Origin of the sequence: Synechococcus elongatus PCC 6301 (assembly GCF_000010065.1) — a bacterium.
GTDB classification, from domain to species: domain Bacteria; phylum Cyanobacteriota; class Cyanobacteriia; order Synechococcales; family Synechococcaceae; genus Synechococcus; species Synechococcus elongatus.
Genome location: NC_006576.1, coordinates 2,349,299 through 2,364,384, shown reverse-complemented (window position 1 = coordinate 2,364,384; position 15,086 = coordinate 2,349,299). Strand labels below are relative to the sequence as shown.

The window sequence follows — 15,086 nt, the reverse complement described above, 5'->3', positions numbered from 1 at the left end:
CTGCAGTGCGCTGGTTGCGATCGCGCTGATCCCGACGAATGCAGTCGCGCTTGGGCAGATTTCAATTCACAATTGCCAAACAGCGATGGAAATTGCAAGCTAGGGGCTGGTTTAAGCGGTTTACTCGCGTTCGGTTGCAACTGAGGAATGTCCTGTGCCCCAAAAACATTATCGAGACCTCGAAGGAAAGACCCCCGAAGAACAGGAAGCGCTGCGGCAGCAATACTTTGACAGCTTCCGTGAGGGCATGGAAAAGACCCTCGAGCATGAAATCGATGGCCATGAACGCAAGATGACGATCATTGGCTTAATCACGCTGGGCGTCTTTATCAGTGTTTTGGGTTTAGCCGTTTGGCTCTAGCGATCGCGTGGCCTACGGGCCCAATATTCTGAAAGACTGGCTGATTGCTCATGGCCCGATCGCGGTCGTGCCCCATCGGCCTGATTGAACATCCGTATGGACTCGCCAACCTGGATTGGATTTGGGGTAGTCGCTCCGGTAGTGACCACCCCGGCTTTCTGTGCGGAAATCAGCGCTTTTGAGGATCAACTGGGCGATCGCTAAGAGGTTGCGCAGTTCGCCCCAATCCCTCAGCGCTTCAGCGTCTAGACCGTCTAGCTGCTGGGTCTGTCCCAGGGGAATCGCCGCGATTGCTTGACTGAGGGGCTCAGCGTCCAAGTCGGCTTGCCAGACTTCGACCTGGGCTAACGCCGCCTGCAAGCGATCGGCATCGCGACAGATGCCTGCAGCTTTCCAGACCAAATCCTGCAGCGCTTGTCGTTGCTTTTTCCAGCGATCGCGATCGCCCATCACGCTTAATGGGTGGACTGAATCGAGGCGACTAGAAGCGGCGATCGCAGCAGGAAGTTGCAGGTTTTGAAACTGACGACCAAACACCAAACATTCCAGCAGGGAATTACTGGCAAGGCGGTTGGCTCCATGCACGCCCGTACAAGCTGTTTCGCCAACGGCGTAGAGGCCAGGACAAGTGGTTGCGCCGTTGAGATTGGTGTAGACGCCACCCATCCAGTAGTGCGCAGCAGGCGCAATCGGTAGCGGTTGCTGGAGGGGATCCAAACCCCAGCGGCGACACTTCTGCAAGATATTGGGGAAGCGATGCTCGACGGTCGCTGCCGGAATCGGTCGCAAATCTAGCCAGACCTGCTCCGTACCCGTCTCTAGTAAATGCCGGTAGATAGCACGGCTGACAATTTCGCGGGGTGCCAGTTCGCCGCGATCGTCGTAGCGAAACAGGAAGCGATCGCCCTGGGCATCCACCACATGAGCCCCTTCGCCCCGGACTGCTTCACTGATCAAAAAGCGCGGTGCACCCGGCCAAACCAGTGCAGTCGGATGGAATTGGAAAAACTCGAGATCTCGCAGCTTCGCTCCTGCTCGGCCTGCCAAAGCCACGCCATCGCCGGTGCTCAAAGCTGGATTGGTCGTCTGCGAGAAGACTTGCCCCCCACCGCCACAAGCCAGAATGACGGCGCGGGCAGCTAGCCAGCGTAGCTGCTGACCTTGCAGGAGCAAGAGACCACAGCAGTGACCCTCGCGATCGCGCCAAAGGTCAACTGCCAGGCTCTGAGCCAAAATTTCAAGATTGGGGCGCTGCAGAACTTGCTCAAGCAGCGTCGTCACGATCGCCCGCCCCGTGGTGTCAGCCGCGTGCAACACCCGATGGCGGGAATGAGCGGCCTCCAGGGTCAAGGCCAGATGATCGTTCGTGCGATCGAAGGCAACCCCCAGTTCAAGCAGCGAAGCCACACAACGTGGAGCCGACTCAACCAGCAAGCGGACCGCTGCCGGTTCACAGAGGTCTGCACCCGCTTTAAGGGTGTCAGCGTAGTGCAAATCGGCTGAATCATCTGGAGCTGTCACTGCCGCCAAGCCCCCCTGCGCCCAGTCACTGGCCGATCGCTGCGGCAGATCCTTACTGAGAATTGCCACCCGATAATGGGACGGCAGGCAGAGACCGGTGTAGAGGCCAGCCGCACCGGCACCGACGATGATCACGTCGTAGGCGGTGGAACCGGCAGCAGGCGCAGCAGAGTCAGACAAAGGCAGGGCGTTGGCAAAGGGATCAAGCTACAGAAAAGCCCGCAGCGACTTCGACCGCTGCGAGCTTACAAACCCAGGGACGAGGCCTTAGCGATAGATGCCGTTGTTGATCCGGTCATCCCCTTCGTTGAGGGCGTCGCGGGGAGGAGTAACGGTGAAGTTCTCTTTGTACTGCTCGAAGACTTCCCGTTGGCGATCGCTGAGATCGAGCTTCAGCACATCATCCACGGAGTCGTAAGGGCCACCCAGAACAATTTTGCTGGCGAGGTAGGGGTACATTCCCGGAAACTGTTGGAATGCCCGAACCCCAATGTTGTTGAGGTCGAGTTTGCCGCCAGCTTCGATCCGCTGAGCATCAGCTTCGTTACGAATCTCTGCTTCGGCGACCGCTAGCAGGGGCGATTGAAGAGACAGTGCTTGTGCAGACTGCACGGAAATACCCAGCACAAGCGCCAGCACAAGCGCCAAGGAGAACAGTCGCTGTGCAAGTTGTTTCATTCCCTTGTAGACCTCCTGGACGAGATTGAGAGCAATGGTTCAGAACGCCGCCGCAGCTTGCCTCAGGCATCCCGATGGCTCGGTTGCGCACGAGCTAAGAGATAGCCTACCCCAGAGGGGTACAAGCTCGGCAGTTCGTTAACAGAGCGATTGCAACTTGGCACAATCCACTGCCAGAACGGCTAGGGTTGCGGCTCGGAAAAGGCCGGATGCTCTAGCAGCGCTGCCATCACCCGCGCCCCACGTAATTGGTTGGTCAGCGGCAAATGCCCACGGGGTGCTTCCACACTCCAAGTAAAGGCGCCGGGATAGCGCGTCCAGATGTTGCCTTGCTTCCAGCCGATGCGAGGCCAGAGTTGCTCCCAGACGCGATCGACGCTCAGCCAGAGTTCGCGCTGGACTGAGAAGCCAAATTTATCCTCGGAGTAGACCCGCCAGAGTTTGTCGATCGTCTCCAGATCCAGTCGCGGAAAATTCAGAACTTCCGTGTAGTAGAGCCATTTACGGGTTTTGGCAGCCGTTCCCGCTAGTTCACAGAGTTTGACCGTGGTCAGGCGATCGGCCTCCTGCCAGTCCCCTTCGATCAGCGCGTCTTGAATTGGCTGGTAGTCGATGCCTTTTTCCGAGGGCAGGTAGAGCAACCCAAAGGGAAAAGCTTCCGCGAGGTAAAGCGCGATCGCTTCATCCTGCAGGGCCAGTAGCTCCCGAAAAATCGTGCCCGCGACCCAATCAAAGCCGCGATCGCGGCAATCTTGCAGATAGTCTTTGAGAACTTCGATGCCGGGCTCACCCAAGCTCAATAACTGGGTGATGGCTTGCCGTCGCGGGCGATCGCTTTTACTGCGGAGTCGCTGACGCAACTGTTCAAGATCGAGCCCGGGGGAAGACAAAGACGAAGTCATCAGCGCGAGGTACTGGATTTGATCAGCGAATCAGCCGACTCGCCCCGAATTCGCGCAATCAAGGCAGACGTGGAGCTGGGGACTTCAACAGCAATCAGTTGAATGGCACCGCCATAGCTCTGGACTGCAGGCGCTTCGGGTAGCGACTCAATTCTATAGTCTCCCCCTTTGGCGTAGATTTCGGGCTGCAAGGCCTGAATCAATTCCGTCGCAGTCGGCTCATTGAATAGGACAACGGCATCGACGGCACCCAAGGCGGCTAGGACTTCGGCCCGCTCCTGTTCCGGCACGATCGGGCGGGGCGGTTGCCCCTCGGGTTGGGGTTTGATGCCCCGTACCGAAGCATCACTGTTGAGGCCGATTACCAAGGATCGCCCCAAGTTCCGGGCTGCCTGCAGATAGCGCACATGGCCGGCATGGAGCAGATCGAAGCAGCCGTTGGTCAGCACCAGCGGTCGCCAGCGATCGGGCTCCGCCGCGATCGCTGCTTGCAGTTCCGCGAGAGTGTAAACGGCGCTCATGCTTGGCTGGCGTGGAGTTCCACTAGGGCTTCTAGGCGAACCGCTGGGGCAAGGTAGTCCGGCCCGCTGATCACCTGACAGGGTTCTTCTTCATGGCCAAGGCCATCCAGCACCGCGATCGCGCCGGTAAAGTCATGGTCGCGGCTGTAGTAACCCTGGGTGATAAAGGTTGCTAGGTCAGCACCAGAAGCGGACTTTAGACCAGCAGCGGTATCTTCAAAGGCGAGACAAACCTCTGGCTCCAGTTGCAGTTCCTTGAGCACGTGGGTGTAGATATCTGGTGCTGGTTTTTTAGCAGGCACCACATCGCCGGCCCCGATCGCAGCAAACCAGCCGATGCTCTCCTCGCCCAGGGTGCAGCGCAGCAGGGTGAGAACATTCTCTGGTGTGGTGGTGGTGGCGATCGCAAGGGTCAGACCAGCCTCCCGTGCTTCCAGCAGCAAGCGTTCGACACCCGGCCGCAAACCAATGTGGCCACCGTGCAGAAGTTCGTGGTAGCGAGCATTTTTGGCGGCGTGCAGCGAAGCAATCCAGGCTTTTTGATCCTCAACCTCCGGCGCTTCCGGTTGCCAGCGATCGAGGTAGTGACGAATTCGCTCTTTACCGCCAGTAATTTTCAGCAGTTCGCCGTAGAGTTCCGGCGTCCAATCCCAGTCCAGACCCGCTTCGGCGAAGGCTTGATTGAAGGCAATGCGGTGTCCATCTCGTTCTGTTTCGGCTAGGGTGCCATCGACATCAAAGATCAGAGCTTGCAAGGCAGGCATGGAAATTGAGTCTCCCTACAATTGAGAAGCGAATTGGAACCGAGGTCTTGATCAGTCTACCGGCCCAAGCGGCGACCCCTTTGCCCGAGCAGCGTTGGATCCTTGCACCTAGCAGTTCTCAAGCAACGGTGCTGGCAACTGCGCTCAATCTGCCGCCCGTATTGGCGCAAGTGCTGATCAACCGAGGGCTCGGTGCGATCGCTGACGCAAGGGATTACCTGAAGCCAGAGCAGCAAGAATTACCGGATCCTCGCGAGGAATTTGAAGACCTCGTCGAGAGCGTGCTGCTGCTTGAGAAAGCGATTCGCAGCGGCGATCGCATTGCCATCTGCGGCGACTACGATGCCGATGGTATGACCAGTACTGCCTTACTACTGCGCACCTTTCGCCAGTTGGGAGCCAAGGCAGAGTACGCCATTCCTAGCCGGATGCAGGAAGGCTACGGCATTAACGAGCGGATTGTCGAAGAGTTTGCGGCTTCTGGCGTCCGAGTGGTGCTGACCGTCGATAACGGCATTGCCGCCTATCAACCGATCGCTCGAGCCCGCGAGTTGGGGCTGACGGTGATTGTTACCGATCACCACGATCTCCCACCAGAATTGCCGCCTGCTAACGCCATTCTTAATCCCAAACTTCTCCCGGAAGAGTCGCCTTATCACGGACTAGCGGGTGTCGGTGTTGCTTACGTGTTAGCACTCTGTGTGGCGGAGCAGTTCAATCGCCAAGCAGAACTGATTCGCCCGCTACTAGAGCTCTATACCCTCGGCACGATCGCCGATCTCGCTCCGCTCACGGGGGTGAATCGCCGCTGGCTCCAGCGTGGACTCCGGCTCTTGCCTCAGTCCCAACTGGTGGGTGTGCAAGCCCTCATGGAGGCGGCAGGCGTCAAGACCAGCGATCGCAGCCTTAAACCTGAGGATATTGGCTTTAAGCTCGGCCCTCGGATCAATGCGATCGGTCGAATTGGCGATCCGCAGGTGGTGATTGAGCTGCTGACCACCGAAGACCGCGATCGCGCCCAAGAATTGGCTGGGATTTGCGAGGTGACCAACCAAGAGCGGCGCGGGCTCTGCGATCGGATTACAGAGGAAGCGATCGCAATCGTTGAGGCAGAGGGCTTTGATAATCGCCAGACTGCGGTACTGGTCTTGGCACAGCCCAATTGGCATCATGGCGTGATTGGCATTGTGGCCTCCCGCTTGGTGGAGCGTTACGGGGTACCCGTGTTCATTTCTAGCTACGAAGAGGACGGGCATCTGCGGGGGTCCGCCCGAGGCACCCCTGAATTTGACGTCTTTGCTGCGCTGGAACATTGCCGCGATGTACTCGGTCGCTTTGGCGGGCATCGAGCTGCTGGTGGCTTTTCGTTGTCGGCTGAGAATCTCTCAGCTTGGCGATCGCGCCTGGAAGCCTTTGCAGCTGACTGTTTACCGGTGGACTGTCGGCGTCCAGCCATCCAGATTGATGCAGAATTGCCGATCGCTCTGGCAAGCCTGAACTTGTTTGAGCAGCAACAGCAGCTCCAGCCTTTTGGCATTGCCAATGATGAGCCGCTCTACTGGGCCAAAAATTTGGCCATTCTCGATCAGCGCCGGATGGGCAACGGTCAAGAGCATCTCAAGCTGACGTTGAGCGACGGACAGTCCAAGGTGACAGCTGTCTACTGGCGGTGGGGCGATCGCCCCGTTCCCGAGGATCGAGTGGATGTCGCCTATTACCTGCGCGAAAACATCTGGAACGATCGTCGCGAACTCCAACTGGAAATTGCTGGCATTCGTTTGAGCCAAGAGTTAGATTCGATCACTTTTTTATATGGCGATCGCACCTATCAACTCACCACTGAAACTATTGCCAACTCAACAATTTGGCGATTAACAAACGCAGAAGGATCGATTCTCAGAATTGATTGCAATCGCCAGCAAGCAAAGATTCAGAAGTCTGGGCAAGATTGGCAAGCGATTGACTTAGACCATCCCTATCTACAAGGCTTAATGGCACAAGCTAAGCAGATCCTGAACTCAATTCAAGGAAGAACGCAAGTTCAAGCGAATCTTTTTTGAATATTTAGTGATAGTCTAGCAACCAATTTTAGTACCAAGCACAAGTATTTTGATGACTAATTTCCCTCCTCTACTTCTAGCCTATGGACTCGATCTAGAGGGGCCAATCCATCGAGGGATTGCAACCTATGCGAAGGCGATGATTCGCCTACTGCACCAGAGTGGTTACCCCCTCCATCTATTGACAGGTGCAGGAGGTTTAGCGCAGGGCCGTTTGGCTAGCCTAAGTCTCCATCGCCATCTTGATCAACCGTCTAACTGGTCACGGATTCAGCTCGCGCAGTCTTACTTTGCTGAGCGACTAGGGCGATCGCGGCAAACACCAATCAAAGTAGATTCAAACTTAATCATTGGCGATCGCATCCAATATCTTCAGCAGATTGATCAACTCATCAATCATCCATTTTTCTATCGCAAGTTACGACTACAGGCAAAAATCAGCGATCGCCCTTTCTTTCTTAAGACTAAGAACTATCCTGTCGTCCTAACCAGCTCACCGTTAAATCTTAGAGTGTCCTCAAGTAGCCGACTGATTCAAGTCATTCACGATTTAATTCCCTTAAACTATTTACGACATCCCGATGAAGCAGTGACCTTTCTCAGACGATTACAAGCAACCGCAGATTATAGCGATCGCATCATTTGTCTGTCTGAAACGACTCGCCAGCAATTCCTCGAGTTGTTCCCACAGGCGGAATCCCGAACACTAACCCTTTATCAGCCTGTCAGTTTTTCAGCAGAAGCCCTCGCCCTTACCGATCGCCCTGACTTCGCAGCCGCAGTTCTCCGACGCTATGGATTAGAACGCGATCGCTATTTTTTCTTTGTTGGAGCGATCGAACCTCGCAAAAACTTAGAAACGCTGATCGCTGCTCAACAGGTAGCTGTCCTTAGAACTCAGTTACCTCTGGTGATTGGCGGGACAGCAGATGTTCATACGCAAGACTATGCCCAGCAGTTGCAGCAACGATCTCGTTCGACTGATCAGATTCTTTGGACTGGCTATCTCACTGAAGCAGAGAAAATTTGTCTGTTGCGCCATTGTCGTGCCTTAACGTTCCTTTCATGGCAGGAAGGCTTCGGAATTCCCATGATTGAAGCTGCCCTCTGTGGACGCTCAAGCCTCTTAGCCAATATTCCCGTTTTGCGTGAAGTGATGGGGGCTGCGGCCACCTATGCGAATCCTCAGCATCCCCTCGAAGTTGCTGATCAACTAATTCAATTGGGTTGCTATCCTGCTCAGCTGTCAGAGTTACGCTCGCGAGCCACACAGCAAATCCAGGCTTTTGCTGATGGACAAGTTCAGCAACAGATCCAGCAGGTTCTACAGTCACTGATATCCTGAAGCTGTTCGGCAGCTAACGAGATTGAATCGACAAATGCCCCTGAGCCGACTCAAGAAAAAGATCAAGAAAATTCGCGATCGCTTATTCCGAACTCCTGATCGCAGAGCTAACTCTTTGCAGATTGCGATCGCTGCTTATCAAATCATCACAGACCAAAGCCCTAGTGCCCAGCTGCTAGCAAGCTTTCAAAGGGCATTTACCCAGGGAGCAACTGTTTCTCAAGTCCTTCAGCCCTTTAAACCAGAGCCTCCTTCCACAATCATTGATGATCAAGAGATTTGGCGAATCCTTGCCGATCGTGCCTATACTGCGTGGCCTGAGCCACCATTTGTGCAAGACCCTCGATTAGATTTGACTCACTTCCAACAATTCTGGCAATCACTATTGAAGGGCGAGTTGATTATCGGCCAAGAGGACTATCTCAAAGTTCATCAAGGTCGCTTTTGGGAACTCTTCAATGCGGTTGAATTTGTGATTGGCGATCGCCCTGCTAGGCTTCTAGAATTCGGCAACTCAGAAGCTTCTGCACTTTATCCCCGCTTATTTGAAAAGTTAACTCTTGACTTGAGCGATCGCCCTGTCGCAGATGACTATATTGGCTTTACTGAGGCTAAATGTCGCCAGAAATTTCAAATTGATCAGTATTTTGCGATCGATCTAGAGCACATTGATCAAGCCGATAAATTACCAGAACAAGGTCTTTATGACTGCATCATTTTTACAGAAGTCCTCGAGCATCTTTGTGCTGATCCCCAAGTCGTCCTACAGTTTTTATTAACCCGTTTAAAGCCATCGGGGCAACTGATTCTCAGCACTCCCAACTATTTCCGGTCTGAAAATCTTCTACCGATCACTCAAGGGAGAAACCCCCAGCCTTACCATCCAGGCTTTGCGGGGAACTGGGACGGTCATTATCACTATCGTGAATACAGCGCCTATGAGCTTGATCAGCTGATTCTGGCGGCAGGGGGCACCCTCAACTGGGGCTACTATTCCAGCTGCTGGGACCATGACCATCAGCGATCGCGATCGTTACGCGGCAATCTAGTAGTTGGCATTTCTCCAAGAACCTGAATATAACGCTTGCTTAAGCAAGCGTTATTGTATTGCCTGTCGGCTCACTGAGCTGACTTATTCTTACCTAGTCAGCCCAGCGAATCCAGCATTACTTAGCCATCGAGAGGCCGATATACTCGGTAGTTTATGGATGGGAAGATATTATCGATCGCTGCTACCTTTTCAAGCCAGCCTGAGTCAATTTTTCCAGCCAGAATATCATCGTAGAGCTTAGTGAATCGCTGCAGATGAACTCGAGTGCGTCGCACAGCATAGGGCACCATTGTTCCTGTTCGCATGATGAACGCCCAGTCCGAGGATTGTGCTAACAGCAATTCCCGTGCTGCCTGATTTAAAGCTCGCCATTCCAACTCATCAACAGGCTCGCGACGGCTTAGCTCAATCATCCGCTCTGCCGCCTTATGCAAATAGGGATAGATCCAAGCATTCGTATCGTTGAGCCAATACTCATGGAAACCCTTAAAGCCCCAGCTCGATTGACTCGGGCGAGCAACTTGTTGTTGAGGATGCTGTCGTAAATAGTCGGCCAAATGGGTCATTGAGAACTGGTTTTGGTCAAACCAAGTCTTGCGGAATAGGTAATCTAAGAACCAAGGGCCTTCGTACCACCAGTGGCCATAGAGTTCAGCGTCGTAGGGCGAGAGCACAATCGGCGGACGGCCCATCATGCTGCTCAGGTGAGAGATTTGCCGTTGCCGATTAAACATAAAGTTGGCAGCATGTTCAGCGGCTTTCTCTCGTGCCCAATAGGGATCGTAGAGTGCTTTCTCATGCAAGCTGAGGCCACGACCTGTGATTTTGTGATATTTAATGCCGGTATTTTTACGCTGCCCATTCGGCATGATGTAGGGCTTAATGTATTCGTACTCGGCTTCCCAACCTAAGTCTTTATAAAACTCGCGATATTCAGCTGCGCCCGGATAGCCCACTTCCGAGGACCAAACTTGCTGGGAAGACTCATGGTCGCGTCCAAAGGCCGCCACGCCAGTCTCAGTGAAAATCGGGGCATAGGTGCCAAACCGTGGCCGTGGGCGGGCATAGAGCAAGCCATGGCCATCCATGATGAAATAGCGGAGACCAGCATCCGCTAGCATCCGCTCTACTCCTTCGTAGTAAGCGCACTCTGGCAGCCAGATCCCTTTCGCCGGTCGCCCAAAGTTTTCTTCGTAGTGCTGGCAGGCGACCTGAATTTGAGCCCAGACCGCCTGCGGATACATCTGCATCAGCGGCAGATAGCCGTGGGTCGCTCCGCAGGTAATGATTTCGAGGTTGTTGCTTTCCAGGAAGGGCTTTAAAGCCAACACGAGGTCGCGATCGCAGCGTTCCCAGGTCTCACGAACCCGTGTGAACTCTTCGACGTAGTACTCCGCCAAATAACGCAGGTGGCCATTCTGGCTATGGTGGTCAACCTCTTTTTCTGCCAGCTCGATCAATTGATCGAGGTGCTTGCTGTAGCGCTCTTGCAGCAGGGGATCGCGAAGCATCGACACCAGGGGCGGCGTCATACTCATCGTCAGCTTGAAATCCACCCCATCCCGCTGCAGCCCCTCAAACATCAAGAGCAGCGGCACATAGGTTTCAGTGATGGCCTCATAGAGCCATTCTTCTTCTAAGACATAGTCACTTTCGGGATGCCGCACAAAGGGTAGGTGGGCGTGCAGAACTAGGGCAAGATATCCAAGGCTCATAGGGAAATCATTCCTTAGCGACTGGCGATCGCTCGCTGGGGATCAACGGGGATCACCGCTTTGCCCCAGATTCTATCGATAAAGTTCCTGATCGCCTATTGCCTTGCAATACTGCTCAGCGATCTGTGTACGTTACTGCCAAGTGCTTTTACTGAGGGTGATCAGATGCGGATGACGGAGTCGCTCGAAAGAGCCCAGCAAGGGGACGCTAACAGCATTGCCGCACTCCTCGATACCCAGTTGCGGCCCCAAGGCGTGACCGTCAGCGGGCAGAAAACCTCGACGGGACTACAGCTTAGGCTGAAGGGAGTCACGGCCGAGCAGCAGATCCTCCTGCGCCCGTATCTGACAGAGGTCCTGCACCAACTGCAGATTCCTGTATCGATGGTGCAAATCCAGGGTTGTACCGCCCAGGGCAAGCTAGTCTGGCAAACTAACCTACGGCTCGCAGAGACCCTCACCGCAGGCTACCAACCACCAACCGCCTCAGTCAGAGCTGAACAGCGACCAATCAAGACCGTCCCGCAGCCTTACCGCCACCGCCTCATCGGGATGATAGTTCTCGCCGCGATCGCGGGAGTTATCGTCGGTTTTTGGTACACCAGTCGTCAGTCACCAACGCCAGGCTTGACTGAGACCACCCCCCTTCCAACCCTCAGTCCCAGCAACTAGGCTCTACCCAAAAGACGATTCCTGTTACCATCCTGACAGCCCCTCAGCCCTCGACTCACCAAGACCTGACAACCCAGTTGGTAATTGCGTGGTCAGCAAATTTATAGGATGGTTGTAAGGCTAGTAACCTTTCGCTGATTGTTAAAGGCAAGACTTTATGGCATTTCGCCCTAGTCGCTTGGCCATCTTCATTGATGGTAATAATATGTTCTATGCACAGCAAAAGAACGGTTGGTTCTTTGATCCTCGTCGAGTGCTGAACTATTTTGCGAATCGACCAGAAATTGAGCTGGTTAACGCTTATTGGTATACCGGTCTCAAAGATCCCCAAGATCAACGGGGGTTTCGGGACGCACTAGTTAGCTTAGGCTATACCGTGCGGACGAAAATGCTGAAGGAGTTTCATGATGAGTCCAACGGCAATCGTTATTTTCAGAGAGCTAACTTAGATATTGAAATCGTTATTGATATGTTCAATACGGTTGAGCAATATGATGAAATTGTGCTCTTCAGTGGCGATGGTGATTTCGAGCGTGCCATTGAACTGCTGCGCGCCAAGCAGACTCACATCACTGTCGTATCGACCGATGGCATGATCGCGCGTGAGTTACGGAATGCCACTGATCGCTACATCGATCTGAACGATATTCGCAGTTTTATCGAAAAGACTGAGCGCCCTGAACCGTTTGTCAGTGCTCCCGTCATTGCTCCGGCATGAGCCTCGTTCTCATCAACTTCTATCGTTTCGTTGCGCTTGGAGACTGCGATCGCTGGCGACAGTGGCTGCAGGATCTCTGCACGGCGCTGGGCTTACGAGGCACGATTTTGCTGGCCCCTGAAGGCATTAACGCCGGCTTAGCGGGCAACACTGAAGCGATCGCTCAATTCCTGTCGGAACTCCAGCAGCATCCTCCCTTCGCCAACCTCAGCTTCAAATCTGCCACGGTCACCGATTGGCCTTTTGCCCGACTCAAGGTGAAGGTGAAACCTGAGATTGTCAGTTTGGGTTGTCCCGAATTGAACCCAGCAGAACGGACAGGCACCCTCGTCGCCCCCCAGGACTGGAACCAATTGCTACAAGACCCTGAGGTTGTGCTGATTGATGTGCGCAACCGCTTTGAGATTGCTCTCGGTAGTTTCCCTCGGGCAATCGATCCTCAGACCGATCGCTTCCGTGACTTTCCACGCTTTGTGCAAGAGCAACTCTTACCGCAGCCGCCAGCGAAGGTTGCCATGTTTTGCACTGGCGGTATCCGTTGTGAGAAGGCCTCTGCCTATCTCCTAGAACAGGGTATCGAAACGGTTTATCAGCTAGAAGGCGGAATTCTTAACTATCTGGAAGCGATCGCGCCAGAAGAGAATCACTGGCAAGGGGACTGCTTCGTTTTTGATGAGCGAATTGCCGTCGATCGCCAGCTCCAAACACCCCAGCATCAACTCTGCCCAGCCTGTGGTCAGCCTGTGGTCGCAACAACCTGTTCCCACTGCCAAGACTCCGTTCAGGCAAGTTCCAGTCCCAAATAGGCTGCCAAAACCTGTTCATCCTGTTGAATCTGGGCAGGCGGACCATCCACAAGGTTTTTGCCCTCGGCCAACACCCAAACGCGATCGCAGAGCGACATGATCACGTCCATATTGTGTTCGATGATCAAGAAACTAATACCCTGCTGATTCCAGGTTTGGATGTGATCACAGATTTTTTCGATCAGTGCTGGGTTGACCCCGGCGGCCGGTTCATCCAACAGCACGAGCTGCGGCTGCGCCATTAGCGCTCGCGCCATTTCTAGTAGTTTGCGTTGCCCACCCGAAAGACTGCCGGCGTAGTCCTGCGCTTTAGCAGCCAACCCCACATCACTGAGGAGGGAGAACGCGCGATCGCGCAGCTCTTGCTCTTGACGACGAATCGCTTGGGGGTGGAGCCAAACCTGCCAAAACTTTTCCCCGCGCTGTTGTTGCCCGCCCAGCAACATGTTCTCTAGCACCGTCAGGCGGGAGAGCGATCGCGCCACCTGAAACGTCCGCACCAGACCTAACTGCGCCAATTGGTAGGGCTGCAGCTTCTCGATCGCACGGCCCCGAAACCGCACCTTTCCGGCATCTGCCTTGAGGAAGTTCGAGAGCAGGGCAAATAGGGTGGACTTGCCCGCTCCGTTCGGACCAATCAAACCGGTGATTGTCCCCTCAGCCACCTGCAGCCGCACATCCTGAACCGCCTGCAAGCCGCCAAAGCGCTTACTCAGTCCTTCAGCTTCCAATAGCCAAGACTCAGCGGCCAAGACTCAGTTCCTCCCGTCGTCCCAAGATGCCTTGGGGGCGCCAAATCATCAAGGCCATTAACAACAGTCCCACCAAGGCAATTCGCAAGGCACCAATCTGCGATCCATCCAAAGGTAGGATCGCCGGGAGGAGAAATCGCGTCAGACTGTCGTAGAGCCAAAACACCGCTGCGCCTAGGACAGGTCCAAACCGGTGGGCAGTCCCACCCAGTACCAGCATCGTCCAGACGTCAAAGGTCAGCTGAGGCCGGAAATTATCGGGGTAGATGGCGGTGAGTTGCCAAGCATAGAACACTCCAGCTAGCCCCGCGATCGCCCCGCCCAGTGCCAAGGATTGCAGCTTGTAGGACAGGACATTCTTCCCGAGGGCGATCGCCACCGTTTCATCTTCGCGAATCGCCTTGAGCACCCGCCCCCAGGGCGATCGCACCAAGCGGTCAACCGCTGCGACTGTCAGCCAGAGCGCCCCCAGCAACAGCAGCATTTGCCCCGAGCGCGGATAGCGTTCATAGTCCGCTAGTCCCAAGGCCGCAGGCGGCAGAACGATCAGACTGCTCCCTAGGGCGACGATCGCCAGCCAATGTTTCCCCCGACTCGCGCTACTGCGCCACCACTGCCACAGTTGCCAATAGCCCCAAGCAGCGATCGCCAGCAGCCCCACAACCAGTAAATGAGTTTGCCAGATTGGCGGTTCCCAGCCCTGCAGAATGATCGGATAAGCCTGAACGCCAAAGCTGCCTTGAGTCAAGCCCGTTTCGTTTTGGACAAAAATGCGCAGTACTTCCGCTAGTCCAACCGTGACGATGCCGAGGTAATCCTGACTCAGTCGCAAGCTCGCCACTCCCATCACCAAGCCCAAGAGAGCCGCTAGAGTCACTCCTGCGATCGCGGCGAGCCAGAGCGGCCAGCCCTGCTGCGCCAGCAGGGAAACACTGTAGGCCCCAATCAGCAGAAAAGCCACATGGCCAAAGTTGAGCAACCCCGTATAGCCCCAGTGCAAATTCAGCCCCACATAGAACAGGGCAAACAACGCGATCGTGCAGACCAGCAGGATGATGTAGCCAATCATTGCGTCAACCTTGGCCGAAGAAAGAGAGTGGAGCAGAGGGCTTGGCAGTATCCTGCCATCCTTGTCGAGAAAGACCAACCTGTGACCACCGGTATTCTGGTCTAGGCGGCAGTCTCATTTCTGGTTTCGAACCCTAGACTAAGAACTGGCT

General features: G+C 54.7%; 15 protein-coding genes. 7 read left to right on the top strand and 8 right to left on the bottom strand.

Annotation, left to right across the window (positions count from 1 at the left end):
* The first annotated feature begins 154 nt into the window (after positions 1-154).
* Positions 155-361, top strand: a complete 207-nt coding sequence (locus SYC_RS11725) for a DUF896 domain-containing protein (protein ID WP_011378228.1) — start codon at positions 155-157, stop codon at positions 359-361.
* A 48-nt stretch (positions 362-409) separates the two neighbouring features.
* Here the strand turns inward: SYC_RS11725 and nadB are convergent, their stop codons facing one another.
* The 5 genes from nadB to SYC_RS11700 all read right to left on the bottom strand — a co-directional run bounded on the left by nadB (position 410) and on the right by SYC_RS11700 (position 4,747).
* Entirely contained in the window at positions 410-2,062 is a 1,653-nt protein-coding gene (gene nadB, locus SYC_RS11720; RefSeq protein ID WP_050738293.1) for an L-aspartate oxidase, read from the bottom strand.
* Positions 2,063-2,149: 87 nt separating this feature from the next.
* Positions 2,150-2,560 carry a photosystem II complex extrinsic protein PsbU gene (gene psbU, locus SYC_RS11715; RefSeq protein ID WP_011244523.1) on the bottom strand — a complete coding sequence of 137 codons (411 nt, stop codon included), beginning with the start codon at positions 2,558-2,560 and terminating at the stop codon, positions 2,150-2,152.
* A 182-nt stretch (positions 2,561-2,742) separates the two neighbouring features.
* Positions 2,743-3,462: a GUN4 domain-containing protein gene (locus SYC_RS11710; RefSeq protein WP_011244522.1), complete on the bottom strand. Its 720-nt coding sequence runs from the start codon at positions 3,460-3,462 to the stop codon at positions 2,743-2,745.
* On the bottom strand, positions 3,462-3,983 hold the full coding sequence (locus SYC_RS11705) for an adenylyltransferase/cytidyltransferase family protein (RefSeq protein WP_011244521.1): 522 nt from the start codon (positions 3,981-3,983) through the stop codon (positions 3,462-3,464). The genes SYC_RS11710 and SYC_RS11705 overlap by 1 nt, the downstream gene beginning before the upstream one ends.
* A complete protein-coding gene (locus SYC_RS11700; protein WP_011244520.1) occupies positions 3,980-4,747 on the bottom strand; it encodes an HAD-IA family hydrolase in 768 nt (255 codons plus the stop codon). The genes SYC_RS11705 and SYC_RS11700 overlap by 4 nt, the downstream gene beginning before the upstream one ends.
* A gap of 5 nt (positions 4,748-4,752) precedes the next feature.
* Between SYC_RS11700 and recJ the strand changes: the two genes are divergently transcribed.
* The 3 genes from recJ (at position 4,753) to SYC_RS11685 (ending at position 9,227) form a co-directional block, all read left to right on the top strand.
* Positions 4,753-6,807 (top strand): single-stranded-DNA-specific exonuclease RecJ, encoded by a 2,055-nt coding sequence (recJ, locus tag SYC_RS11695; protein ID WP_011378230.1) that lies wholly within the window; start codon positions 4,753-4,755, stop codon positions 6,805-6,807.
* A gap of 139 nt (positions 6,808-6,946) precedes the next feature.
* Positions 6,947-8,152, top strand: coding sequence for a glycosyltransferase family 4 protein (locus SYC_RS11690; RefSeq protein ID WP_234701775.1), 1,206 nt, complete (start codon positions 6,947-6,949; stop codon positions 8,150-8,152).
* A gap of 34 nt (positions 8,153-8,186) precedes the next feature.
* The gene (locus SYC_RS11685) at positions 8,187-9,227 is read left to right on the top strand and encodes a class I SAM-dependent methyltransferase (RefSeq protein WP_011244517.1); all 1,041 of its coding nucleotides are present in this window, start codon (positions 8,187-8,189) and stop codon (positions 9,225-9,227) included.
* Positions 9,228-9,322: 95 nt separating this feature from the next.
* Here SYC_RS11685 and SYC_RS11680 read toward each other — a convergent pair whose 3' ends face one another.
* A complete protein-coding gene (locus SYC_RS11680) occupies positions 9,323-10,918 on the bottom strand; it encodes a glycoside hydrolase family 57 protein (protein ID WP_011244516.1) in 1,596 nt (531 codons plus the stop codon).
* Positions 10,919-11,089: 171 nt separating this feature from the next.
* Here SYC_RS11680 and SYC_RS11675 point away from each other — a divergent pair, with 171 nt between their 5' ends.
* The 3 genes from SYC_RS11675 (at position 11,090) to SYC_RS11665 (ending at position 13,114) form a co-directional block, all read left to right on the top strand.
* On the top strand, positions 11,090-11,590 hold the full coding sequence (locus tag SYC_RS11675) for a hypothetical protein (RefSeq protein ID WP_234701774.1): 501 nt from the start codon (positions 11,090-11,092) through the stop codon (positions 11,588-11,590).
* 157 nt (positions 11,591-11,747) lie between these two features.
* Entirely contained in the window at positions 11,748-12,308 is a 561-nt protein-coding gene (locus tag SYC_RS11670; protein WP_011244514.1) for an NYN domain-containing protein, read from the top strand.
* Positions 12,305-13,114 (top strand): rhodanese-related sulfurtransferase, encoded by an 810-nt coding sequence (locus SYC_RS11665; protein ID WP_011244513.1) that lies wholly within the window; start codon positions 12,305-12,307, stop codon positions 13,112-13,114. The genes SYC_RS11670 and SYC_RS11665 overlap by 4 nt, the downstream gene beginning before the upstream one ends.
* Here the strand turns inward: SYC_RS11665 and SYC_RS11660 are convergent.
* Positions 13,090-13,866: an ABC transporter ATP-binding protein gene (locus SYC_RS11660; RefSeq protein WP_011378231.1), complete on the bottom strand. Its 777-nt coding sequence runs from the start codon at positions 13,864-13,866 to the stop codon at positions 13,090-13,092. The two genes, SYC_RS11665 and SYC_RS11660, sit on opposite strands and share 25 nt — an antisense overlap.
* On the bottom strand, positions 13,856-14,935 hold the full coding sequence (locus tag SYC_RS11655; RefSeq protein WP_011244511.1) for a branched-chain amino acid ABC transporter permease: 1,080 nt from the start codon (positions 14,933-14,935) through the stop codon (positions 13,856-13,858). Before SYC_RS11655 ends, SYC_RS11660 begins: the two co-directional genes overlap by 11 nt.
* Between the last annotated feature and the right edge of the window lie 151 nt (positions 14,936-15,086).

What these genes read in the sequence shown, in the direction of transcription:
- psbU (WP_011244523.1), bottom strand. Translation starts at nt 2,560, where the DNA reads ATGAAACAACTTGCACAGCGACTGTTCTCCTTGGCGCTTGTGCTGGCG.
- SYC_RS11710 (WP_011244522.1), bottom strand. Translation starts at nt 3,462, where the DNA reads ATGACTTCGTCTTTGTCTTCCCCCGGGCTCGATCTTGAACAGTTGCGT.
- SYC_RS11705 (WP_011244521.1), bottom strand. Translation starts at nt 3,983, where the DNA reads ATGAGCGCCGTTTACACTCTCGCGGAACTGCAAGCAGCGATCGCGGCG.
- SYC_RS11700 (WP_011244520.1), bottom strand. Translation starts at nt 4,747, where the DNA reads ATGCCTGCCTTGCAAGCTCTGATCTTTGATGTCGATGGCACCCTAGCC.
- SYC_RS11690 (WP_234701775.1), top strand. Translation starts at nt 6,947, where the DNA reads ATGATTCGCCTACTGCACCAGAGTGGTTACCCCCTCCATCTATTGACA.
- SYC_RS11685 (WP_011244517.1), top strand. Translation starts at nt 8,187, where the DNA reads ATGCCCCTGAGCCGACTCAAGAAAAAGATCAAGAAAATTCGCGATCGC.
- SYC_RS11680 (WP_011244516.1), bottom strand. Translation starts at nt 10,918, where the DNA reads ATGAGCCTTGGATATCTTGCCCTAGTTCTGCACGCCCACCTACCCTTT.
- SYC_RS11675 (WP_234701774.1), top strand. Translation starts at nt 11,090, where the DNA reads ATGACGGAGTCGCTCGAAAGAGCCCAGCAAGGGGACGCTAACAGCATT.
- SYC_RS11670 (WP_011244514.1), top strand. Translation starts at nt 11,748, where the DNA reads ATGGCATTTCGCCCTAGTCGCTTGGCCATCTTCATTGATGGTAATAAT.
- SYC_RS11665 (WP_011244513.1), top strand. Translation starts at nt 12,305, where the DNA reads ATGAGCCTCGTTCTCATCAACTTCTATCGTTTCGTTGCGCTTGGAGAC.
- SYC_RS11655 (WP_011244511.1), bottom strand. Translation starts at nt 14,935, where the DNA reads ATGATTGGCTACATCATCCTGCTGGTCTGCACGATCGCGTTGTTTGCC.